Annotated in this window: 20 protein-coding genes; 14 read left to right on the top strand and 6 right to left on the bottom strand. The window is 56.7% G+C overall.

Features of this window, described 5'->3' with window-relative positions; translation table 11 throughout:
• Positions 1 to 88: 88 nt before the first annotated feature.
• Entirely contained in the window at positions 89 to 2320 is a 2232-nt protein-coding gene (locus GFH31_RS10540) for a DUF5722 domain-containing protein (RefSeq protein WP_153497901.1), read from the bottom strand.
• A 449-nt stretch (positions 2321 to 2769) separates the two neighbouring features.
• On the opposite strand from GFH31_RS10540, the gene GFH31_RS10535 reads away from it, so the two are divergent.
• The 4 genes from GFH31_RS10535 (at position 2770) to GFH31_RS10520 (ending at position 7903) form a co-directional block, all read left to right on the top strand.
• Positions 2770 to 3876, top strand: a complete 1107-nt coding sequence (locus tag GFH31_RS10535; RefSeq protein WP_153497900.1) for a PCMD domain-containing protein — start codon at positions 2770 to 2772, stop codon at positions 3874 to 3876.
• 21 nt (positions 3877 to 3897) lie between these two features.
• Complete coding sequence (locus tag GFH31_RS10530; protein ID WP_153497899.1) at positions 3898 to 4644, top strand: porin family protein; 747 nt, start codon at positions 3898 to 3900, stop codon at positions 4642 to 4644.
• Between the two features lie 170 nt (positions 4645 to 4814).
• Entirely contained in the window at positions 4815 to 7196 is a 2382-nt protein-coding gene (gene alr / locus GFH31_RS10525; protein ID WP_153497898.1) for an alanine racemase, read from the top strand.
• Positions 7196 to 7903, top strand: a complete 708-nt coding sequence (locus tag GFH31_RS10520) for an SAM-dependent methyltransferase (RefSeq protein ID WP_118656435.1) — start codon at positions 7196 to 7198, stop codon at positions 7901 to 7903. Before alr ends, GFH31_RS10520 begins: the two co-directional genes overlap by 1 nt.
• A 44-nt stretch (positions 7904 to 7947) precedes the next feature.
• On the opposite strand, the gene GFH31_RS10515 is transcribed toward GFH31_RS10520, so the two are convergent.
• From GFH31_RS10515 to GFH31_RS10505, 3 genes are all read right to left on the bottom strand, one after another.
• Positions 7948 to 8592 (bottom strand): TetR/AcrR family transcriptional regulator, encoded by a 645-nt coding sequence (locus GFH31_RS10515; RefSeq protein WP_101571334.1) that lies wholly within the window; start codon positions 8590 to 8592, stop codon positions 7948 to 7950.
• Positions 8593 to 8779: 187 nt separating this feature from the next.
• Entirely contained in the window at positions 8780 to 10021 is a 1242-nt protein-coding gene (serB, locus tag GFH31_RS10510; protein ID WP_055202046.1) for a phosphoserine phosphatase SerB, read from the bottom strand.
• Positions 10022 to 10067: 46 nt separating this feature from the next.
• Positions 10068 to 10994 (bottom strand): AraC family transcriptional regulator, encoded by a 927-nt coding sequence (locus GFH31_RS10505; protein ID WP_153497897.1) that lies wholly within the window; start codon positions 10992 to 10994, stop codon positions 10068 to 10070.
• A gap of 309 nt (positions 10995 to 11303) precedes the next feature.
• Here GFH31_RS10505 and GFH31_RS10500 point away from each other — a divergent pair, with 309 nt between their 5' ends.
• The 10 genes from GFH31_RS10500 to GFH31_RS10455 all read left to right on the top strand — a co-directional run bounded on the left by GFH31_RS10500 (position 11304) and on the right by GFH31_RS10455 (position 22345).
• The gene (locus GFH31_RS10500; RefSeq protein WP_101571338.1) at positions 11304 to 12011 is read left to right on the top strand and encodes a hypothetical protein; all 708 of its coding nucleotides are present in this window, start codon (positions 11304 to 11306) and stop codon (positions 12009 to 12011) included.
• Positions 12012 to 12130: 119 nt separating this feature from the next.
• Positions 12131 to 13120 (top strand): TIGR01212 family radical SAM protein, encoded by a 990-nt coding sequence (locus GFH31_RS10495; RefSeq protein WP_118457629.1) that lies wholly within the window; start codon positions 12131 to 12133, stop codon positions 13118 to 13120.
• Positions 13121 to 13216: 96 nt separating this feature from the next.
• A complete protein-coding gene (locus GFH31_RS10490; RefSeq protein WP_055202055.1) occupies positions 13217 to 14110 on the top strand; it encodes a hydrogen peroxide-inducible genes activator in 894 nt (297 codons plus the stop codon).
• A 145-nt stretch (positions 14111 to 14255) separates the two neighbouring features.
• Positions 14256 to 14606: a ribosome silencing factor gene (gene rsfS / locus GFH31_RS10485; protein ID WP_055202057.1), complete on the top strand. Its 351-nt coding sequence runs from the start codon at positions 14256 to 14258 to the stop codon at positions 14604 to 14606.
• A gap of 58 nt (positions 14607 to 14664) precedes the next feature.
• Positions 14665 to 16629 carry an ATP-dependent zinc metalloprotease FtsH gene (gene ftsH / locus GFH31_RS10480; protein WP_153497896.1) on the top strand — a complete coding sequence of 655 codons (1965 nt, stop codon included), beginning with the start codon at positions 14665 to 14667 and terminating at the stop codon, positions 16627 to 16629.
• Positions 16610 to 17449 carry a phosphatidate cytidylyltransferase gene (locus tag GFH31_RS10475; protein ID WP_228385760.1) on the top strand — a complete coding sequence of 280 codons (840 nt, stop codon included), beginning with the start codon at positions 16610 to 16612 and terminating at the stop codon, positions 17447 to 17449. Before ftsH ends, GFH31_RS10475 begins: the two co-directional genes overlap by 20 nt.
• Positions 17450 to 17467: 18 nt before the next feature.
• Positions 17468 to 18124, top strand: coding sequence for a phosphatidylserine decarboxylase family protein (locus tag GFH31_RS10470; RefSeq protein ID WP_101571340.1), 657 nt, complete (start codon positions 17468 to 17470; stop codon positions 18122 to 18124).
• A gap of 80 nt (positions 18125 to 18204) precedes the next feature.
• The gene (locus tag GFH31_RS10465) at positions 18205 to 19308 is read left to right on the top strand and encodes an AI-2E family transporter (protein WP_101571342.1); all 1104 of its coding nucleotides are present in this window, start codon (positions 18205 to 18207) and stop codon (positions 19306 to 19308) included.
• Between the two features lie 90 nt (positions 19309 to 19398).
• The gene (locus tag GFH31_RS10460; protein ID WP_153497895.1) at positions 19399 to 20892 is read left to right on the top strand and encodes a family 43 glycosylhydrolase; all 1494 of its coding nucleotides are present in this window, start codon (positions 19399 to 19401) and stop codon (positions 20890 to 20892) included.
• A 25-nt stretch (positions 20893 to 20917) separates the two neighbouring features.
• Positions 20918 to 22345 (top strand): sialate O-acetylesterase, encoded by a 1428-nt coding sequence (locus GFH31_RS10455; protein ID WP_101571346.1) that lies wholly within the window; start codon positions 20918 to 20920, stop codon positions 22343 to 22345.
• Positions 22346 to 22463: 118 nt separating this feature from the next.
• Here GFH31_RS10455 and GFH31_RS10450 read toward each other — a convergent pair whose 3' ends face one another.
• Positions 22464 to 23312, bottom strand: a complete 849-nt coding sequence (locus GFH31_RS10450) for an enoyl-ACP reductase (RefSeq protein ID WP_101571347.1) — start codon at positions 23310 to 23312, stop codon at positions 22464 to 22466.
• Between the two features lie 59 nt (positions 23313 to 23371).
• Positions 23372 to 24232 carry an energy transducer TonB gene (locus GFH31_RS10445; RefSeq protein WP_172970746.1) on the bottom strand — a complete coding sequence of 287 codons (861 nt, stop codon included), beginning with the start codon at positions 24230 to 24232 and terminating at the stop codon, positions 23372 to 23374.
• Positions 24233 to 24254 lie beyond the last annotated feature (22 nt).

The raw sequence follows: 24254 nt of genomic DNA, 5'->3' as shown, positions 1-24254 counted from the left end.
GAAAAGCAAAGACGCTTTCAATCAGCGTCTTTGCTTTACTTCGGTTCCTGTCCGGAACAATTCCGAACCCCGTAATTTTTCGAACGGATTACTGAACCTCTTGGATGATATTCCAATTGTCGATTCCGATCACCGCCTTATAAGGTTCGAAAACCGCATCCTCGGTTGACGTCCCGGCTGCCTGATAGGCATACCATACGAGTTTTCTACCCATCGGATCGTCGGGATCGTTCGGGAATTTGCGCAATCCGATCCGCAGGCCGTATTCCTCGGGATGATCGATCCAGTTATGCCACTGCATCGCGTCGATGCCGTCGAGCTTTTTCAGCTTTTTCCAGGCATAAGCGAAACCGGCGGCCTGTTCTTTAAGATACATGTCCGCATAGGTTCTCGAATTGGTTCCGTTTTCGGAGAGCCATACCGAACGCTTGATCGTCTTCTTGTACTTATTTTCCGATTTTTTGGCCCAGGCGCTCAGCACTTCGAGGTTTTTGAACGTCACCAGCTTCGTATTCATGTTGAACGAAGCCTTATTATCGTTCCAGGTTTTCGCATCGTTCAGATCCTGCGGATAAGGATGGTAAGCCACCGCCCATTGGAAGTCGCCTTCCGCCGTACCGAATTTCCTCAGCAGATCGAGCATGTCGCGGGAAGCGTAACTGTCCGAAGCGGCCTCCGTCCACGAATGCGTAAAGGAAGCGAACACCTCGGTATTCGGATCGTACTGCCGAGCGATGTTGTAGCACATTCGCATCGACTTGAGATACGTATCCGTATAAATGGTGATCGGCTTGACGCCCATGTTCGTCCAGTCGAGCCCGGCATCGACCTCGTTGTGCATGATCCAGTGGTGGATACGACCGTACGGACTGCCGGTCTGGCAATAACGGCTGGCCAGGAAATCGAGCGCGGCGGCATAACAGTTCACGCTCTCCGGATTGGTCATATTCGGCATCGTGTAGATCCCCCGCGAAGTGTAATCCGGATGCAGCAGCAGTTTTCCCACCTCCGAGCTCGAAGGAGCGACCAGGAGGATAGCGGCAACGACGATATTCCGTTTCTGGGCCGCCTGCAACGTTTTGTCATAGTTTTCCACGCTGCCTTTATCGAAATAGTAGGTTTTACCGCCGTATTCGTGCGCGATGGAATTGCCCGAAGGACTGAGCGACATCATGCCGACGAAAGAAACGTTCATCGTGATGCTGGTAATCCCCAGATCATCCAGATCGCTCTCGGGACCGCCCAAATGGTATCCGCCGAGCCCCTTTTTGCTGGCGGGTTTCGCTGCGGGCAATTGTTGCGTCGAAGCGATCTCGGTAGCGTAACGCGCATGAGACACCAATTTATCTTTCGTATCGCCGTTCTCTACGATCGCCCATTTCGAAAGGGTCCGGTCGTATTTGAACCCGTCCCGTTCGACATAGCGGTCCATTTCCTTGCTGAACGTCCCGTCGGTAAGAGCCGTTTTGAACTCGAATTTGGTCGTTTTCAGCAGATCGACGTAAGGCGGAATTTCGCAAAGGCTATAGCTGCCCGAAGCGGAACAGTTCCCTTTCACGGTAATTTTGGTCAGTCCGGCTTCCACCGAGGTTACCGACGTAGAGGACGGATACAGCGTCGACAGATAGGATTTCAGGTTGTTTTCGAACGCCGCTTCGGACTTGCTGTTCTCTTCTTCCTCTTCGGCCTCCTGTTTCTCCTGCTCGGTCATTCCGCGGAAATGAATCCCTTTTATATAGAGTTTAATCCCCGATTTGTCTCCGAAATCGACCCGCAAACAGTTACCGGCTTTCCCCCATGCGAATTTTACGAGCGATTCGCTCACGTTGGCTTTCCAGGTTTTCCAGGTCTGCGAAGCGGGAATCCCGTCCACTTTCACCGAACGGTCTTCCGACACGCCGGAAGAAGGAGTCGAGGCGAAAAACAGTTGTAAGAATGAAATTTCCTTATCGCAACGGTACTGAAAGGTAAGAATGCAGGAGTCCGCCGGATTGGTACGCTCCAACGAATTGGTGAAAATGTAGGGGTCCGTCCCGGTCATCGACATTTCGTACTCGCCGGTCGAAACTTCTTTGACGGAAATCTGATTCGCCGTCTTGGTAGCGAAGGTCAGGTATTCGGTTTTCGGAGTCGGCGTAGGATCCGGGTCGGGGGGATTAGGTCCCGGACCGGGATCGTCCCCGTTATCCTTTCCACAGGACGCCAACAGCAACGCCGCGACCATCAATGCGGGAACCGCTTTCCGGCAGACGGCAACCGAACGCTGCCAGAAAACGCCCGCGGACAAAATGCCTTTCGGTTTGAAATCGACTCGTTTCATCTTAATTAAATCAGGTTACAAAACCTCCGAAGGGAAGTTTTCAAGGTTAATTTTAAGTTAAAAATAATTCCGTAATCATTTTGCAAAGTAGGAAAAAAATCGCCGATTAACAAATTTCCGAAAATGATTTTCGGCCGAGGGCGTCAAACTTTCGACGAAAACGATCCGGCGAATCCGGACATTTCCGTCCGAAATTCGGCATTTCCATATCCGCCTCATTTTTATAACACTATGTATCAACCGAATAAACCCACACATGTAACTTATCGCCGAAATATGCGTTATTTAATAAATAAGATTATTTTACCGTACCCCGATTACCTCGGACAGAAGAAATGAATCCGTAAATATCTCCGGAGAAATTCCGCGCCCCCCGGAACAAAGATTTGCGGAGATATCTGATTAAAATTACCTTTGCGGAGAAAATCCGATAAATGTATCCGACAATTATGAAAATACGCTTATTGTTAACGCTCCTGGGCGCCGCAGCGCTGACGGTTTCCTGCATCAAGGACGAACCGCTGAACGCCGAAGCGGACATCATCGAATGCACCGTTCCGGGAGACATCGTCAAAACCGATCCCAAGATCGCCGACAACACGGTGATGATCCTGATCGTCCCGGGCTCGACGGACGTTACCCGGATGGCTCCGGAGTTCAAGCTGACTCCCGGAGCCGTCATCGAACCGGCATCGGGCACCGTCCGCGATTTCACCACTCCGAAGCTTTACAAAGTCACCTCGCAGGATGGGCGCTGGAACAAATCCTACTTGGTCAGCGTGATCGAAACCGACCTGCCGACCCTGTTCAGTTTCGAAGACTGGAAAGAGATAGGAAAATACGAACAGCCTTACGAAATCATCGCCGGGGGTGTGGCCCAAGAGATATGGTCGTCCGGAAATGCGGGTTACGCGCTGACCGGAGGCGCATCCGTCCCGAGCAAATTTCCGACTTGTTCCACCCCGATCGCCCACGGAGGCCGGCTGGCGGCCAAACTCGAAACCAAATCGACCGGGACGTTCGGTTCGGCCCTGAACATGCCGATCGCCGCCGGGAACCTGTTCATCGGAACGTTCGACGGTATGCTGGCTACCAAAAATCCGATGGAGGCCACCCGGTTCGGTCTTCCGTTCGGCAAAAAACCGCTGCGCCTGAAAGGTTATTACAGCTACGTGTCGGCCGGCAACGTGACCGATAAATACAACAACCTGGTGATCCCCGAACAGCGGGATTCCTGCCAGATTTACGCGGTGCTGTACGAGACGGACGACAACGTCGAATGCCTGTTCGGCGACAACGTGCTCACTTCGCCGAACATCGTCGCCAAGGCCGTCGTCCCGGACCCGGTCGAGTCGCCGCTGGGAACCTACCTTCCTTTCGACGTGGAATTCACCTATCTCAAGCAGTTCGACGAGGAAAAAATGGAGAATTACAAGTACAACCTGACCGTCGTCTTCTCGTCCAGCCGTTACGGAGCCTATTTCAAAGGAGCCGTAGGAAGCACGCTGCTCGTGGACGACGTAGAAGTGATCTGCGAAGAGAAACCGGCAAACTAACCCGACAACCCAACTATGACGATGAATAAAAAACACATCATCTGCTTGGCGGTCGCGCTGCTGTGTATCGGCGGCGTCTGCGCCCAGTCTTTCAAAAAATTCGAATACCGCGTCAAGGCAGGTTTCAACATCGGCGGCACGACCCCGCTTCCGCTACCGGCCGAGATCCGGAAACTGAAAGCGTACTCGCCGACGCTGGCTTTCGCCATCGAAGGGAACGTCGTCCGAAACCTGACTGCGAAATGGGCGCTGATCAGCGGACTCCGTTTCGAAACGAAGGGGATGTCGGCCGGCGCCCAGGTGAAGAATTACCAACTGACGATGAACGTGGACAACGGCGACGAACAAGGGCTGATCTCCGGAGTATTCACCGGACAGGTCAAAACCCGGGTGCAGAACGAATACCTGACCGTGCCGGTGATGGCAATGCGCCAGGTCTCCCCGCGTTGGGAACTGAAACTGGGGTTCTTCTTCTCATACCTGTTGCGGGGCGGCTTCAGCGGAAACGCCTACGACGGATACATCCGCGACGGAGATCCGACCGGAACCAAGATCGGCGTCGAGTCGGCCACGTACAATTTCGATAACGACATCCGGCGGTTCAACTGGGGCGGCGAATTCGGAGCCGAATGGATGGCTTACCGCCACCTGTCGGTATACGGAGAGCTGACCTGGGCGGCGAACTCGATCTTCAAAAAAGGATTCAAAAGCATCGGGTTCAACATGTACAACGTCTACCTGAACATCGGGTTCGGATACGTTTTCTAAAGGCATCCGGCCGGTTCGCATACGCCGGGAAAAACGGACGATCCGTTTTTTCCGGCTTTTTTATCGGAGAACCGCAGGCAACGAGCCGGTAATTCCGGTAAAATTCCGCACGGTTCAAAACTTTTTGCGGAAAATGGCGTACTTTTGTGTCGCTTCAATTCATTCGGAACATGAACGATCTACTGACACATATCGCCGCTTGCGTCGGGGGCGCATTCGAAGGGACGGACACGACCGTCGTCCGCGTGACGACCGACAGCCGGCGAGCCAACCTCCCGGAAGGTACCCTTTTCGTCGCGATCCGCGGAACGAACCGAGACGGACACGACTACATCGAACCGTTATACCGCAAGGGAGTGCGCGCCTTCATCGTCGACGGCGCCGTCGACGTCCGACGCTACCCGGAAGCCGGATTCGTCCGCTGCGACGATTCGGTAGCGGCGTTGCAGCGGCTGGCCGCCTGCCTCCGCGACCGCATCCGCGGCAAAGTGGTAGCCATCACCGGCAGCAACGGCAAGACCGTCACCAAAGAGTGGATCGCCCAGCTCTGCCCGCCGGGCGTAAAACTGTTCCGCAGTCCGAAAAGCTACAACTCGCAGATCGGCGTACCGCTGTCGCTGCTGATGACCGCGGGCGACGAGCAGATCGCCGTGATCGAAGCGGGTATCTCCCGCAAGGGCGAGATGCAGTCGCTCGAACGGATCGTCCGTCCCGACATCGGCATCATCACGAACATCGGCGACGCCCATCAGGAGAATTTCGACACGCCGGAAGAAAAGGCCGAAGAGAAACTGAACCTATTCGCCCACACGCCGACGATTATCTACAATGCCGGCGACCCGCTGTTGCGGCGCCTCGTTCCGGCCCGCTATCCCGACCGGCAGTTGATCGCCGTCGACGCGAGCCGCTGCGACCTGAACGGACTGCCCTACCCTGACGCCGCCTCGCGCGAAAACGCGGCCGAAGCGCTGACCCTGTACGGAGTAATGGGGTACGACATGTCGCAAGTCCGGGGCGGACTCCGCTCGCTGCAAAACGTAGCGATGCGGCTAGAACTCAAAGACGGCATCAACGGCTGCAAAATCGTCAACGACAGCTACAATTCGGACATCAACTCGCTGGGCATCGCGCTGGAATACCTGTCGTCGGTAGCCGGCCACCGCGAAAAAACGCTGATCCTGTCCGACATCGACCAGAGCGGTCTGAAACCCGACCGGCTGTACGCCGGGGTGGCCGAACTGCTGAAGGCGAACGGAGTGACCGAACTGATCGGTATCGGCGAAGAGATTTTCAAACATGCGGGGGCATTCGACTGCCGCAAGGAGTTCTACCTGACCACCGAAAATTTCCTGCGGGGCGTCAACCGGTCGCGCTTTTCGAAAAAAAGCATCCTGCTGAAAGGAGGACGCCGCTTCCAGTTCGAACGGATCGGCCGCATCCTCGAAGACAAGATACATACGACCGTGCTGGAAGTCAACCTCGACCACATGATCCACAACCTGAACTACTTCCGCAGCCTGCTGCGCGAAGGAGAACAAGTGATGGCGATGGTCAAGGCATCCGGCTACGGCAACGGCACTTTCGAAGTCGCCAACATGCTCGAACAGCAGGGCGTCGGCTTCCTGGCCGTCGCGTTCGCCGACGAAGGCGTCGCACTGCGCGAGGCCGGCATCACGATGCCGATCGTCGTGCTGAACGCCGATTCGGACAGCTTCGACTTGATGCTCGACTACCGGCTCGAACCGGAGATTTACAGCCGATCGTCGTTGCAGTCGTTCGCCGAAACGGTACGCCGGAACGGAGAAACCGACTATCCGATCCACATCAAGCTCGACACCGGCATGCACCGCCTCGGATTCGAACGGCAGGACATCGACCCGCTGATCGACGCGCTGAAAACGATCCCGGAACTCTACATCCGCACGATCTTCACGCACTTAGCCGGTAGCGACGAAGCCCGGCACGACGACTTCACGCGCGGCCAGATCGCCCTGTTCCGCGAATTGAGCGACCGGCTGGTCGCCGCCTTCCCGCAGCGGCACATCCTGCGGCACGTCGACAACAGCGCCGGGATCGAGCGCTTCCCGGAAGCGCAGTTCGACATGGTACGGCTCGGCATCGGACTGTACGGCATCAGCGTCGCCCACCAGGAGCACCTGCTGCCGGTCAGCGCGCTCAAAAGCCGCATCGTCCAGATCAAAGAGGTTCCGGTCGGCGATACGGTCGGCTACGGCCGCCACGGAATCGTCGCAGAGCATCCCGTGCGTACGGCGACCGTCCCGATCGGCTATGCCGACGGCCTGAACCGCCGGCTTAGCTGCGGAAAATGGAGCTTCATCGTCAACGGCCGGAAAGCCCCGATCATCGGAAATATCTGCATGGACACCTGCATGATCGACATCACCGGCATCGACGCGCACGAGGGCGACACGGTCACGGTCTTCGGCGAAGGAGCGCCGGTCGGCGAAATGGCCGACGTACTGGGAACCATCCCCTACGAAATCATGACGGGTATTTCGACCCGCGTCAAACGGATCTACACCAAAGAGTAATGGGAAAGGGGAAAATCTACATGCTGCCGACCCCGATCGGCGATACGCCGGTATGGGATGTGCTGCCGCAATACAATCGAACCGTAATCGACCGCCTGGAATACTTCATCGTCGAAAACACCCGTTCGGCCCGCCGCTTTCTGAGCCGCGCCGGCATACAACGGCCGATCGACTCGCTGCGTTTCGCCGAACTGAACGAACACTCGACGCCGGAAGCGGTGGCCGAACTGCTGACCCCGGTGCTCGCCGGAACGGACGCCGGCGTGATCTCGGAAGCGGGCCTGCCCGGCGTAGCCGACCCGGGCGCGGACCTGGCGGCGCTTGCGCACCTGCGCGGCGTGGAAGTGGTTCCGCTGGTCGGCCCGTCGTCGATCCTGCTGGCGCTGATGGCCTCCGGGCTGAACGGGCAGTCGTTCGCTTTCAACGGCTACCTGCCGGTCAAACAACCCGAACGCGGCCGGGCGATCCGGCATTTCGAAAAACGGGCGCAAACCGAGCGCCAGTCGCAGATCTTTATCGAAACGCCTTACCGCAACCTGAAACTTTTCGAAGATTTTCTGAAAGAATGCAACGGGAATACGCTGCTGACGGTCGCGGCGGATATCCTGCAACCCGACCAACTTATCCGCACCGCGCAGATCCGCGACTGGAAGGCGAAAACGCCCGATATTCACAAACGCCCCGCGATTTTCATCCTCGGCGTCTGAGCGGGCCACCCCCCGGATTATATACAATCGAGGTCGACTCCGTCTTACGCCCGAACTTTGTTCTGCCCGAAAAGGCCGCCGGGAAAATGCTTCCGGAACGTATCGTCGATGATGTGAATCCCCTCTTTGGTCGAGATGCCTCTGAAAAAACACATCGTGATGTACTTAAAGGCATCGGACACCGACACGTGCACCTCGTCGTACACCGAAGGCGAAGCGAAAATGGTATTGATCGAGGCCATCAGCGCGACGGCCGTAAAGTCGAGGTTGAGCTCCGGGAAAAACAACCCTTCGTCGATCCCCTTCTTCAGGGATCCTTTCAGTCGCTCCTGCCCGCGCTGGCGAATCTCGGAATAGACCCGCTCGAAGACGGCGGGATAGAACCGTTTCAGATCGCTCATGAAATTGATGTTGGTCATCATCATGTTTTCCCAATCTTCCAGTAGCAGGATAAACTCCTCGATGACGTTGCGGGCCGATGCGACACGCCGGTCGTGTTTTTCGTCCTGCGACGCATAAAAATGCCGCACGCATTCGACGATCAGCGACTCCCGGTCGCCGAACAATTCGTAAATCGTCCGCTTAGAGACGCCCAGGCGGGACGCGATATCGTCCATCCGGACCGACTTCACGCCGTTACGGACAAACAGATTCGTCGACTCCGCTACGATTCTATCTTTTAGCAACATGGCAATACCTTAACAATCCGGTTCCAAAGATACGAAATAAAACTAATAAACAAAAAAAGTTTTCAAGTTTACAAAGTTTTGCGCCGGATAAGGCTCCGCCCGGCCACGCACAGCGCATCTTCCCGTCGCCGATCCGGCCACGCGACCCGTCGAAAACAACGGAACGTTTCCCCCTGTCGGGAACCCGTCACACAAACCGTTTGTCGTCCAGATAAGAATCTTTGTAACCGAGGAAATAGAGAATGCCGTCCAGCCCGATCGTCGACAGCGACTGTCCGGCCGTGGCTTTTACTTTCGGTTTCGCGTGGAATGCGATACCGAGCCCGGCCACGCTGAGCATCGGCAGGTCGTTGGCTCCGTCGCCGACGGCGATCGTCTGCTCAATGTCCACGTTTTCGACTTGCGAGATCAGTTTCAGCAATTCGGCTTTGCGCTTGCCATCGACGATGTCGCCGAGGTAACGGCCGGTCAACTTGCCGTCAATGATCTCCAGTTCGTTGGCGTACACGTAATCGAACCCGAATTTCTGCCGCAAATAATTGCCGAAATAGGTGAACCCGCCGGACAGAATCGCCGTTTTGAACCCGATGCGCTTGAGGATATGCATCAACCGGTCGAGCCCCTCGGTATAGGGCAGGTGGTCCGCAATGTCGGCGAGCACCGACTCGTCCAGCCCTTTGAGCATGGCCACCCGGCGCCGGAAACTCTCCGTGAAATCGATCTCGCCGCGCATCGCGCTTTCGGTGATCGCGCGTACCTGCTCTCCGACCCCGGCGCGCTCGGCCAATTCGTCGATCACTTCGGTTTCGATCAACGTCGAATCCATATCGAAACAGATCAGCCGGCGCGTCCGGCGGAACATATTATCGGCCTGAAACGAAATATCCATCCCCATTTCGGTCGAAAGCCGCATGAATTCGGACTGCATCCCCTCGCGGTCGCGCGGCGTACCGCGCACCGACAGTTCGATGCACGATTTTGGAGCGCGCGCATCGACATCCAACGGGATACGCCCCGTGAGCCGCAGGATCGAGTCGATGTTCAATCCCTGCCCGGCCACCACGTTCGTGACCGCCGCGATCTGCTGCGCGCTCAACTTACGGCCGAGCACCGTGATGATGTAACGGTTTTTCCCCTGCATTCCCACCCAGTTTTCGTACTGTTCGGCGGTAATCGGCTTGAAACGCACCTGAATGCCCAATTCGTAGGCCTTGAACAGCAAGTCCTTCATGATGTCGCCGGCCCGCTGGGAATCGGTCTTGAACAGGATGCCCATCGACAGGGTCTGGTGGATATTGGCCTGCCCGATATCCAGGATCGTCGCATCGTAGCGCGCCAAAATATCGGTCAGCGAAGAAGTCAGCCCCGGCTTGTCCTCCCCGGAAATATTAATCTGTATGATTTCTACCTTTTCGTTCCTGTTTTCCATAGATTCGTAAAATTGCTTACTCTCCTTTAATCCTTTAGTACTCGAATTATTCCGGCATGCGCTCCTCCTCGTCCTTCGCCGGGCTCCCGATGTTGCGGTACTCGACGGGCGTCATCGAAGTCCGCCGTTTGAAGAACATCGAAAAATATTCCGGATTCTCGTACTTCAGACTGTACGAGATTTCCTTCACCGGACGCGTGGTCGTGGTGAGCAGCAGCTTCGCCTCGTTCAGTTTCAACTCCTGCATATATTGGGCCGGCGAGGTTCCGGTAAACTCCTTGAACGCTTTGCGGAAACCCGAATAGCCGATATGCAACCTGTCGGCCACTTCCTTGGCCGACAGGTTTTCGTAAACGCCCTCGCGCATGATCACCTTCGCCTTGTTCATTTTGTTGATCATGTTCTCGTCGACGAAATCGCGGGTGCGGTGACGGTAATACATCAACCCGAGCATGTGCATCACGATCCCGCCCAACGCTTGCTGAAACCCGGAACGTTCCTCGTTCGCGATATCGAAAGCCTTGATATACAGGTCGACGATACGCTCGTTAAGTCCGATATTGAACACCGGGGCCTGGTTCACGAAGAAGCCTTCGCCGACGATCCGGTCGATCACCTCCCCTTTGAACCCGATCCAGTACTCTTTCCAACCGGTATTGGCGAAAGGCCGGTATGTATGCCATACGCCGGGGAAAAGAAAAAACACCTTTCCTTCGGTAATCAGCTGCGACTCGCGCGAATCGCCGTACGTAAAAATACCTTGGCCGTCGGTGATATACAACAATTGGTATTCGCTCAGCACCCGGCCTTCGTCCACATTGAAAAAATAGCCCTGCGGATGGCTCGACGGAGGGTAATTCTCTTTCGCGGAGATCGTCTGGCTACCCACGCTGGTCACGACGAGCCCCCAGAGCTCGTCCTCTTCGGTCGAGATCAGGTACCTGGATTCGTTGTTGATGTCGGTAAGACTCATGGCGCGGCGGTTCGGTCGGCGGTCTGTACGGCAGACCGCTATGCGTATGCAAAAATAAGATTTTTTCCGGTACGATGAACAACCGATCCCTTATCCATATTGCAAAGCGCCGGACTTTTCGATGACAGTATATTAATTATCAACATATTAACATGCATTAAATCGGACGGACGCATCAAACGGCAAAAAACGGCGGCGGCAAATGCCGTTTTCCGTCAAATAATGTTCGGGACTTTGTTGCCGTTTTCCAAAAAATCGTACCTTTGCAGCGGTTTACAGTGCAGACCCTTTCGTTTAATCTTTATCTAAATGGCTAATACACCCCAGTTTGTCCCGACGGCCGAAAACACTTACGTCATCTCATATCCGATTCACGGAACGGACGCCGCTTACGATTTCGCGGCCATTCTGGCCAGGTCCAGAACCTGTGAACGGCAGGGCGACGTGGAACAGGCCTGCAACCTGCGGTACGAAGGCGTCAAGAAGCTGATGGATCTGATCCCCGACGAAGACGAAGTGCAGCTGGACTGGGAAGAAGAGGAGAACCAATCCGTGCTGGAACTGCTGAAACGGTCGGCGATCGACCATTTCCTGGTCGGCGACTTCGAAATGGCGGCGGGAATGATGGAGATGCTGCTCGACATGGACCCGGAAGACCACCTCGAAACTACCAAGCCGCTGGCATTTTGCTACCTGGCGCTCGAAGACTACGAACTTTTCGACGAAATCGTCAACGACATCAGCGACAAATATCCGGAAAAAGAGATCCTGAAGCTCTGGAGCGAATTCCGGCAGACGGGCAGCCTCCCCGCCGGCGAATTGATTCACTTCAAAAAAAGTTTTCCGGTATTTTACGCCGAGTTCACGTCGAACGTCCACGAAGTGACTCCGGAATACTTGGCCGACATCGAGAGCGAAAAGCCGCTGCGCCAGACTCTCGCCCGCGAACTGTGGCTACAGACCGAACACCTCTGGACGCAGTTTCCCGGCTTTATCGAAGCGCTGCGCAACCACTGAACGGCCGAAGGGTAAACCGGTCGCGGACCGCCGTTCGACAATGGGGAATTCGCGTCCGCCGCGCTTCGCGGAGTGCTACCGACCGTTTTCGGCCGCCCCGCAGCAAACTCTTAGAATCCATGAAACGCCCTGAAACAAAACCGGCCTCCGGTACCGGCAGCACCTATCCCTGGGGGGATGCGAGACGTTACAACAGCTATTCCGGATACTTCCGGCGACTGTTCGGCACCCGCGTGCAAAAATTGTCGGTCAACGCCGGATTCTCCTGCCCGAACCGCGACGGCACGGTCTCGACCGGCGGATGCACGTTCTGCAACAACTCGGCTTTCTCTCCGTCCTATTGCACGCCGCAGAAAAACGTCCGGCAGCAGTTGGAAGAGGGAATCGAATTCCACCGCCGCCGCTACCGCACCGCGGAAAAATACCTGGCCTACTTCCAGTCCTTTTCGAATACGTATGCGTCTCTGGAGAGGCTCGAAACCGTTTTTTCGCAGGCGTTCGAAGTGCCGCAGGTAGCCGGGATCATCGTCGGCACGCGCCCGGACTGCATCGACGAACGCAAACTCGACTACTTCGCCCGGCTCGCCGAATCCCACTACGTCGTGATCGAATACGGCATCGAGTCGTGCTACGACCGCACGCTGCAGGCCATCAACCGCGGACACGACTTCGCCTGCGCGCAGCGGGCCGTGGAGGCGACGGCGGCGCGCGGCATCCATACCGGAGCGCATTTCATCCTCGGACTGCCCGGCGAAACCCGGGGGATGATGACCGAACAGACCGAACGGATCAACGCGCTGCCGCTCGACACCGTCAAATTCCACCAGTTGCAGTTATTCAAAGAGACGCCGATGGCCGAGCAGTACGCACGGCACCCGGAGGATTTCCGCTTTTTCGGCAAAGAGGAGTATATCGACTTTTTCATCGGCATCCTCGAACGGCTGCGTCCCGACCTGGTCGTCGAACGTTTCGCCGGCGAGGCGCCGCCGCGCTTCCATGCAGGCCCGGCCTGGGGACTGATCCGTAATGAACAACTGTGGGCCGAACTGGAACGCCGCCTCGAGGAACGGGACAGTTGGCAGGGAAAATCGTACGCCAGAACGATCTAATAATCAAACCGGCCGACCGCCGTTAAAAAAATCCGGAAAGTTGGAAGTTATCATTTTTTTTTATAATATTTGCAGTCCGACATCAACACTGCTGATATGACCATCATCCAACTGGAATACCTGCTGGCCGTAGCCAACTACGGCAGTTTCTCGCTGGCGGCCGAAAAATGTTTCGTGACGCAGCCTTCGCTGAGTATGCAGGTGAAAAACCTCGAGGAAGAACTGGGCGTCATCGTGCTCGACCGCAGCAAAAAACCGGTATTGCCGACGGACGCGGGCCTGGCGGTCATCCGCCAGGCAAAAGAGGCGGTACAGGCTTTCGCCATGGTGCGGGAAGTCGTATCCGACCTGCAAAACGAAATTTCGGGAACGCTGCGGCTCGGGGTCATTCCGACGATCGCTCCTTATCTACTGCACCGTTTCATTCCGGATTTCGTCCGCAAATGCCCGAAGGTCGAACTGCAGATCCGGGAAATGATGACCGGCGACATCATCCGCGCGCTCGACCGCGACATGCTCGACGCCGCAATCATGGCCGGGGGCACTTCGCCCGAAGGCATCCGCGAAGAAGAACTTTTCAACGACCGTTTCTTCGCCTACGTGTCGACCGACCACCCGCTCTGCCAGCGCAGCAACATCCGTATCGAAGATATCGACGTGCGCCATTTGCTGCTACTGTCGGAAGGGAACTGCCTGCGCGACCAGGTGATCGAACTGTGCCAAGCCCAGAAAAACATCGCCCGGCAGTACTCTTTCGAAAGCGGATCGCTCGAAACCCTGATGCGGATCGTGGACAACACCCCGAACCTGATAACGATCATTCCGGAAATGGTCGCCGACTACATCGACGAAAAACACCGTCCACAGGTCAAAACGCTGGCCAAAGGGGCCGCATCGCGCAAAATCACGATTGCGGTTCGCCGCACCTACGTCAAACGGTCGCTGATCGACGCGCTGAAAGAATCGGTCATGAACGTCGCGCGGAACTGATCCGTTTTATCTTTTGCAGGATATTTGCAGTTTTCCGGAAGGGCGCCTGAACGCCCCTCCGAAGTTATCCGTATAACTACGGGCAAAAAATTTTGAATTTATAACTTTTTCGTATCTTTACCTCCTTAAAATGAAGTAAAAACCTATGAGTAAACTGATCGATACAATCGCAGAGGCTATACAGGACAAAAAAGGAAAAAACATCATATCGCTGGATCTGAGCGGTTTCGACGGGGCTGTATGTCCCGCTTTCGTTATCTGCAACGCCGACTCGACTACGCAGGTCGAGGCCATCGCCCGGGGAATCGAAGAGAAAACGCTGGCCGATTTGGGCGAAAAAGTATGGCGCGTCGAAGGAATCACCAACAGCGTATGGGTCGTAATGGATTACGGGGACGTGCTGGTGCACATTTTTCAGACCGAGTTGCGCGATTTTTACAAACTCGAACAACTCTGGGCCGACGCTCCGGCGACCCGCTACGAATCCGAAGCGTAAGACAATATCGCAACGGGCCGACCGTTGATTTTTTGGATAAAAGCATCACATAACAAACATGAAACCGAATCATAACAACAATATGCCCCAGTTGGGGGGCAAACGTCCGAAATTCAACATCTACTGGGTTTGGATGATCCTGGCCGTGGTGATCCTCTCGTGGGGACTGCTGGGTAACGAGAAAGTGACGCACACGACCACATGGGACGGCGTGAAGGAGATGATCGAAAAGGGAGACCTGCAAAAAATCGTCGTCGTGAACAAAGAGACGGCCGAGGTCTACCTGAAACCCGACAAGGTCGCGTCCTACTCCGACCGGAAAGAGTACAAAGGGATCACCGAACATGGGCCCCAGTTCTCGTTCAATATCGGGTCGCTCGACTATTTCCAACACAACCTGGAAAACGCGCAAACCGAATACGATCAAGAAGTTCCGCTCAGTTTCGAAACGCGCCGCAACATCTGGGGCGACGCATTCACGCTGATCTTCCCGATCCTGATCCTCGTCGGAATCTGGTGGTTCCTGTGGCGGGGCATGTCGCGCGGCAACAATGGCGGCGGCGGCGGGATCTTCAGCGTCGGCAAGGCCAAAGCGCAGATGTTCGACAAGGATGCGAACGTCAACATCACGTTCAAGGACGTCGCCGGACTCGAAGAAGCTAAAGTGGAAATCATGGAAATCGTCGATTTCCTGAAAAACCCGGGCAAGTACAGCGACTTGGGCGGCAAAATTCCGAAAGGCGCCCTGCTCGTAGGCCCTCCGGGAACCGGTAAGACGCTGTTGGCGAAAGCCGTGGCCGGAGAGGCGAACGTGCCGTTCTTTTCGATCAGCGGTTCCGACTTCGTCGAGATGTTCGTCGGCGTCGGCGCGTCGCGGGTGCGCGACCTGTTCCGGCAGGCAAAAGAAAAAGCGCCCTGCATCGTCTTCATCGACGAGATCGACGCGATCGGGCGGGCGCGCAGCAAGAACGTCGGCTATTCGTCGAACGACGAGCGAGAAAATACGCTGAACCAGTTGCTGACCGAGATGGACGGTTTCGGAACGAACGCCGGCGTGATCGTGCTGGCCGCCACGAACCGGGCCGACATCCTCGACAAAGCGCTGCTGCGGGCCGGACGCTTCGACCGCCAGATCAACGTCGAACTGCCCGACCTGAAAGAGCGCCGTGAAATTTTCGACGTGCACCTGAAAAACCTGAAGCTCGATCCGAAGCTCGACCGCGACTTCCTGGCCCGCCAAACTCCGGGATTCTCGGGCGCCGACATCGCCAACGTCTGCAACGAGGCGGCCCTGATCGCCGCCCGCAACAATAAGAAACAGGTCGAGAAGGAGGATTTCCTCAGCGCCATCGACCGGATCATCGGCGGCTTGGAACGCAAGAACAAGATCATCATTCCGTCCGAAAAACGGACGATCGCCTATCACGAAGCGGGGCACGCCACAGTAAGCTGGGTACTCGAACACGCCAACCCGCTGATCAAGGTAACGATCATCCCGCGCGGCAAAGCGCTGGGCGCGGCTTGGTACCTGCCCGAAGAGCGCCAGATCACCACGAAGGAGCAAATGCTCGACGAGATGGCCGCCATCCTCGGCGGGCGCGCATCGGAGCTGCTGAACTTCGGCAAAGTATCCACCGGGGCGCTGAACGACCTCGAACGCGTGACCAAACAGGCTTATGCAATGGTCGCTTACTACGGAATGAGCAGCGAAGTGGGGAACCTGAGTTTCTACGATTCGACCGGACAGAACGACATGGCGCTGACCAAACCGTACAGCGAACGGACGGCGCAGGAGATCGACGCCGAAGTGAAGAAGCTGATCGACGGAGCCTTCCAGCGTTCGCTGGAAACGCTCGAAAAACACCGCGCCGGGCTGACCCAGTTGGCCGAACTGCTGCTCGAACGGGAAGTCATTTTCGCAGAAGACCTCGAAAAGATATTCGGCAAACGCAAAGGCGAAATCCGCAAAGAACTGGAAGTCAAAATCGAAGAACCGTTGAACAGTGAGCCGTCTGCTGAATAAAACGCTGTATGTCCGGACGCTGAGCGGCATCGCGCTGCTGATTGTCGTACTGGGAACGGTGCTGTGGTCGCCGTACAGTATGCTTGCATTGGGCGTATTTCTCACGGCCGGAATCATGCGTGAATTTTACCGAATCGGGCGGCTTACCGGCGCGCGGCCGCTCACGACATATCCGATCGTCGTCGGAGCGGCGATCGTCGTTCTCGCTTTCCTGATAAAAACGGGCACGCTTGCGCCGGTCTGCCTCGCGGCGGCGCTTCCGGCGGTCTTCGTCCTGTTCATCGCCGAACTCTATCGCAAACAGCCGTCGCCGTTGACGAACATCGCATGGGAAATCGCAGGGATCGTTTATGCGGCGGTACCGATGGCGCTGTTCGTGACCCTTCCGGTCGCCGTCCGCGGCGCGGCGATCGACTATTCGCCGGCCGTCCTGCTGAGCATCCTGTTTATCGTCTGGGCCAACGACGTGGGCGCTTACCTGTTCGGCGTGGCGTTCGGACGGCGCAAACTGTTCGAGCGCATCTCCCCGAACAAATCGTGGGAAGGATTCTTCGGCGGGGTAGCCTGCGCCGTGGGCGTGGGTATGCTGGTCGCGCTGTGGCAGGACGCTTCGGTTCCGGCATGGGCCGGGGCCGGGGGAATCGTCGCCGTTACCGGGGTTTTCGGCGACCTGGTCGAATCCATGTTCAAACGTTCGGTCGGAATCAAAGACTCCGGGAACATTCTTCCGGGACACGGAGGCTTCCTGGATCGCTTCGACGCGCTGATTTTGGCATTGCCTTTTGTTTACACCTATTTTAGCATTATATTTACGCTCTGAAACCCAATCTGAGATAGTATGAAAATCCATAAGGAGGGAGCTCCGATCATCCTGTGCGCCGCGGCTCTGGCAATCGTTCTTGCCGTACTTTCTTTCTGGTTGCTGCCGACAGCGGCGGCATGGATCGTATCCGTGGCGGCATGGATCGGCGTACTGTTCATCACCTCCTTTTTCCGAAGCCCGTCGCGGCCGCTGTTGCAGGACGACGGAGCCGTGTATTCGCCGGCGGACGGAACGATCGTCGCGCTCGAGGAGGTCGAAGAAAAAGAATATTTCAAGGACAACCGGATCGTGGTATCGGTCTTCATGTCGATCTGGAACGTGCACATCAACTGGTTCCCGGTTTCGGGAACGGTCGATTACTTCCGACACCACCACGGGCTGTTCCTGGTGGCGTGGCACCCGAAATCGTCGGAAGACAACGAACGGACGACGACGGTCGTGGACATGGGAGGACAAAAAATCATGTTCCGCCAGATCGCCGGTATGGTGGCCCGACGGATCGTCTCTTACGCCCGCGTAGGGCACCGCGTCGAACAAAATTCGCAGTGCGGATTCATCAAGTTCGGCTCGCGGGTCGATCTGTTTCTGCCGCTGGACGCCGACATCCGGGTCAAGCTCGGCGACAAGGTGGTCGGTACGCAAACGCTGATCGCACGGCTGAAAAAGCAGTAGTTTCGGCCGGGTTATGCCGGAATCCGCTCCCCAAAAAAAGAGATAAAGACATTCCTACTCTTGAGACCTAATTTATAAAGATGTCTAAAATATACCGGTATATCGTTGCAGGGGTCATCACGGCAGTGGTTCTGTTCCTCGTGTGGTACTTCAGCAACGTGGTCGCGTATATCCTGACGGCGGCGGTGCTGGCGATGATCGGCAAGCCGCTGACCGACCTGCTCAGCAGGCTGCACATCGGCAAGACGCGGCGGCTGCGCGTTCCCCGCTGGCTGGCCGCCCTGTGCACGCTGCTCATGATCTGGATCGTCATCGTCGGACTGTTCGGGCTGTTCGTCCCGATCGTTTTCCAGAAGATCAATGAATTTTCATCGCTCGACATCCCGCAGCTCATCGGCTATTTCCACGAGCCGCTGATGTCGCTCGAACACTTCATCAAACAAACGTTCGCCATCCGGGACGACGAATTCTCGATCATCCAGGCCATCACCGAGCAGATCAAGCCGCTGCTGAACATCAACCTGATCAACAACCTGCTCGCATCGATCGTCAATACGGTCGGCAACGCGGTCATCGCGGCCTTCTCGATCTCGTTCATCACTTTCTTTTTCCTGAAGGAAAGCAGTCTGTTTTACGACATGGTCATCATCATGTTCCCGAAAAAATACGAAGCGAACATTTCTCGAGCGCTCGACTCGGTAACCAACCTGTTGGTGCGCTACTTCACCGGAATCGTTACCGAATCGGCACTGATGACCGTGATCGTCTCGATCGGCCTGCTGATCTGGGGCCTTTCGCCGCACAACGCGTTGGTGATCGGGCTGATCGTCGGCGTGCTGAACGTGATCCCGTACGTCGGTCCCACGATCGGTATCGCGATCGGCATTTTCATCGGCGTCACCGGTATGCAAGGCGACGTCTCGACCGGCGGGATGGCGCTGCGGATCGCCGGGACGATCCTGTTCGCGCAGGGCGTGGACAACTTCGTCCTCCAGCCGGTACTCTATTCGAACCGGGCCAAAGCGCACCCGCTGGAGATCTTCCTGGTAATCCTGATCGCCGGATCGCTGGCCGGCGTGCTGGGTATGTTACTGGCTATCCCGGCCTACAATGTAATCCGCGTCTTCGCCAAGGAATTTTTCAACAATTTCCGCGTCGTCCAGAAACTTACCGAAAAAATCTGACGGATTCCGGACAAATTTTATTAAATTTGTTTGTCTTTTTTGCGGGCGGCCCGTAAAAAAGAAGTCGCTTTTCCCTAAAATTTTACGCTCATGCGCAAACTGTTCCCGCTGCTCGTCCTGAGTCTGCTGCTGTCTTCGAACGCCGCCGTCGCCGAAAAAGCGGCCGAACGCGGCGTAAATTCCGAACGGCTGATGCTGGCGGGAGACCGCCCCGACCCTTCGATCATCCGAGACGGAGATACCTATTATATGGTGCATTCTTCGTTCGAATACGCGCCGGGCCTGCTGATCTACCGATCGAAAGACCTGGTGCGCTGGGAACCGCTGGTCAATGCGTTGCACCGGTACGTGGGATCGGTATACGCCCCGGATATCGTCAAACACAACGGCCGGTGGTACATCTATTTTCCGGTGGTCACTCCGGCCCATACGACCAACATGGTCGTATGGGCCGACTCCCCGGAAGGGCCGTGGAGCGAACCGGTCGACTTGCAGATCGGCGGGATCGATCCGGGACACGCGGTCGATGCGGAGGGAAACCGCTACCTGCTGATGAGCAACGGCTACCTGGTTCCGCTGGCCGCCGACGGGCTTTCGGCGACCGGCCCCGCACGAAAAGTTTACGACGGATGGGAATTTCCGAAGGAGTGGGACGTAGAAGGATTCTGCCTCGAAGGGCCCAAAATCCGAAAAATAGGAAAATACTACTATATGCTGACGGCCGAGGGAGGAACGGCCGGGCCGCCGACCAGCCACATGGTCGTCGTCGCGCGGGCCGAGCGCCTGACCGGCCCGTGGGAAAACAGCCCGTACAATCCGCTGGTACATACCTACTCCCCGGACGAGCGCTGGTGTTCGAAAGGACACGGGACGCTGATCGACACCCCCGACGGACAGTGGTACGTCGTTTACCACGCCTATGAACGGGGATTCTACACGTTGGGTAGGCAAACGCTGATCGAACCCGTCGCCATGACCGAAGACGGCTGGCCCGCCGCGGTTGCCCGTCCTGCGAAAAAACAGCCGGCGAAACAGGAAACCGCCGCTTCTTTCTCGGACGATTTCTCGACCGACCGGACCGGAACGCAATGGCAGTTCGCCGGGGAATACGACCCGCAGCGGGCGCGCCGAGAGAACCGTACCCTCGTGATGCAGGCCCGCGGCAACGACCCGTCCGACGCCTGTCCGATGCTGTTCGTTACCGGAGATCATGCCTATGAAATGGAGGTCGAAGCGGAATGCGCGCCGGAAGCAGTCGCCGGACTGGTGCTCTTTTACAATCCGAAACTCTATACCGGAATCGGCCTGGACAAAGGACGCCTGGCAATCCACGTGCTCGGCAGGGCCGAGTCGTTCGACGTGCAGCTTCCCCGGCACGTCTGGTTCCGGCTGCGGAACGACCGGCACGTCGTCTCGTTCTGGTACAGTCCCGACGGACGGAATTGGACGAAGGCAGACAAAAGCTGCGAAACCTCGGGCTATCACCACAACATGGCCGGGGAGTTCCTGAGCCTGCGGCCGGGGATCTACGCGGCGGGCTGCGGCGAAGTCGTTTTCAGGAATTTCAAGTACAAAACATTATAAAACAACCACAAACAAATCAAACGGAATGAAAAAAATCCTCTTTCTGAGCTTGTCGTTGCTGACGGCCGCCGGGATGTCGGCCAAAGTGACGCTGCCGTCCGTACTGGGCAGCAACATGGTGCTGCAACAGCAGTGCAACGCCAATCTGTGGGGCAAAGCCGCCCCGTCGAAAAAAGTAACGGTCACCACTTCGTGGGACAACCGCAAATACACCGTCCAGGCTGCCGCCGACAGCACCTGGAAGACGGCGGTCGCCACGCCTGCCGCCGGAGGACCTTACTCGATCCGGATCAGCGACGGCGAAGCGATCGTACTCGACAACGTGATGATCGGCGAAGTCTGGATCTGCTCCGGGCAGTCGAACATGCAGATGCCGGTCACGGGCTTCCCCGGACAGCCGGTAGTCGGTTCGAACGAGGCGATTCTGAACGGGACGAACAGCGACATCCGGATGTTCGTAGTACGCCGCGAAGTGAGCGACCGGCCGCTGGACGATTGCAACACCGACACCGGATGGCAGGAAGCTACGACCGAAAGCGTCGCCGGATTCACCGCCGTCGGCTATTTCTTCGGCCTGAACCTATACAAAGTGCTCGGCATTCCGATCGGCCTGATCGAAACGGACTGGGGCGGAACCCGCATCGAAACCTGGATGGACATGGAAACCGCCCAAAAAGTAGAACAAAACCAAGTTGAAAAAGACAAAAACCATCAGGCCCCGAATAAGACCGCACAACTGTACAACGCGATGATCCATCCGTTGGTCAACTACACGGCCCAGGGATTCATCTGGTATCAGGGCGAATCGAACATCCACACCGGAAACGCGCACCTGTACAGCCAGTATATGCAGCAGCTCGTCTCGCTGTGGAGAAACGAGTGGGGCAACCAGCAGATGCCGTTCTACTACGTCCAGATCGCGCCGTTCGTTTACGAAGGCGACGACAAAACCAGCGTACCGCTGATCGTCGAACAGCAGCTCGCCGCAATGGACAAAATCCCCTATTCGGGTATGGCCTCGACGACCGATATCGGCAGCGGCCCCTGCATTCACCCGTCTCAAAAAATCCCCGTAGGCGAACGTCTCGCCCTGCTGGCGCTGAGCAAAACCTATGGCAAGAAGGGCCTGATCTGCGAAAGCCCGCGCTTCGAATCGGTGCGTTTCGAAGACGGCAAGGCGATCGTGCGTTTCAAGACCGAAGGTACGCTGGGCCCGGATTATTCGGGACGGATCAAAGGCTTCGAGATCGCCGGAGCCGACAAGATTTTCGTTCCGGCACGGGCCGAATACATCGTCGGACAACCGGAGATCGCCGTCAGCTCGACGATTGTCGAGAATCCGGTCGCCGTGCGCTACGCGTTCCGCAACGTACCCGACCAGACGACACTGTACAATACCGGAGGACTGCCCGCGTTCCCGTTCCGCACGGACGACTGGAACGATGCGCAGTAAAACGGCTGTTCCGCGCAGCCGGCAAGCGTAACCGGCCGGCCGACAGCAATAATAAAAATAAAAAGTGCACCGTCCCTTGGACGGTGCACTTTTTATTTACAGACTCCGGAAACGAATCTTACCGTTTCGAAATATCCTGGTATTCGACTTCGAGCCCTTTTTCGTACAGCGTCATCGCGCGGCGGCTCATACCCATGCTCGAGAATCCGCCGTCGTGGAACAGATTCTGCATGGTCACTTTACGCGTCAAGTCGGAAAAAAGCGTCAGCACATAGCCCGCGCAATCGTCGGCCGTCGCATTGCCCAGCGGAGAGTTCCGGTCGGCGTAATCCATCAGGTCGCCCATCCCCAGCACGCCCTTGCCGGCGGTCGTCGGCGTCGGCGACTGCGACACGGTATTGATCCGGACGAATTTTTCGCGGCCGTAGATGTACCCGAAACTGCGGGCGATCGACTCGAGCAGCGCCTTGGCGTCGGCCATGTCGTTATAACCGTACAGCGTCCGCTGCGCGGCAATATACGACAGCGCCACGATCGAAGCCCAGTCGTTCAGCGCATCCTTTTTACGGGCTACCTGAATCACCTTATGGAACGAAATTGCCGATATATCGAGCGTTTTGGTCAGAAAATCATAATCCAGATCGTCATAAGTGCGTCCTTTGCGGACGTTCGGGGACATCCCGATCGAATGCAGGATGAAATCGAACTTGCCGCCGAAATGCTCCATGGTCTTCTCGATCAGGTTCTCCAGATCGGGTACGCTGGTGGCGTCGGCCGGTACGACGATGGCGCCGCACGCCTCGGCCAGTTGATTGATGGTTCCCATGCGGATCGACACGGGAGTATTGGTCAGCACGATCTCCGCTCCCTCTTCCACGGCGCGCTCGGCCACTTTCCACGCGATCGAGTCTTCGTTCAGGGCTCCGAAAATCAGCCCCTTCTTTCCTTTCAACAAATTATACGACATCTTTATTCACTTTTGATCGGCGCAAAGGTAGTCAAATATGTCGAACTCCAAAAAGGGGATTACTGCGGCACGAAAATGTAGGTGATGGTGCCGCTCTGCTTATCGGAACCCGTATCGTCCACGTTGAAACGGGAATTGCGGGCCGCCAGAATGGCCATGTCGTTGATGCAACTGCTGTTGGTCGAGCTCTCTTTCATAGATGCCGAGACGACCTTGCCGTTGCGGTTCACGGTGATGTTCACGGTCACTTCGCCGCCGCCCTCGCACTGGTAGGCCGGCATGTACAGCGAAACGTCGCGGCGGCCCGGCAGCCAGTAGGATATCAATACGCTGCCTTTCTGCTTGACGCCGCTCTCCTTTTCGCCCTCCTTCGCTTCGCGCTGGGCCTTGCTGCGGGCGATCATCTCCTGTTCTTCGCGGCGGCCCTTCGCAAAAGCGTCCTGCGAAGCCTTCACGCGTCCGGCTACGGCCGCAGCCTCTTCGTCGAGCCCCTCCATAAAATCGGCGATCGATTTCGACGAGGAAGCGCCCCCGCCCGCAGTCGACGCCGTCGTACGGCCGACCGACTCCGAACGGCCGTTCTCATCGGAGATCCGGTTTTTGACATTGCTGAAATCGTCCCCCTCGTCCTGCTGCTCGGGCACCTGCTGCTGAAGCGTTTCGAGCGCCTGCTGCATATCGGTCAGGTCGATGTACATCGCTCCCTCGACGCGCTCCTGGTTCATCGCGATTTTTACCGAAACGAATACGATCCCGAAAGCCAGGTAAGCGATAATCATGCAGCACAGTCCCACCCGGTGCTCATAAGCCCATGAGCCCAGATCGGTGGGGCCTTTTTCGAAAGGCAGCCTCGGCCGCGGCGGCCGGACATTCGGCGGTACCGGACGCGCAGGGGGCGCCGGTTTGCTTGTTTCCTGCATCGTTTCCCTATAAAAACCGAAC

Source organism: Alistipes sp. dk3624, from assembly GCF_009557455.1.
Lineage (GTDB): Bacteria > Bacteroidota > Bacteroidia > Bacteroidales > Rikenellaceae > Alistipes_A > Alistipes_A hominis.
This window is presented reverse-complemented; position numbering and strand designations above follow the sequence as displayed.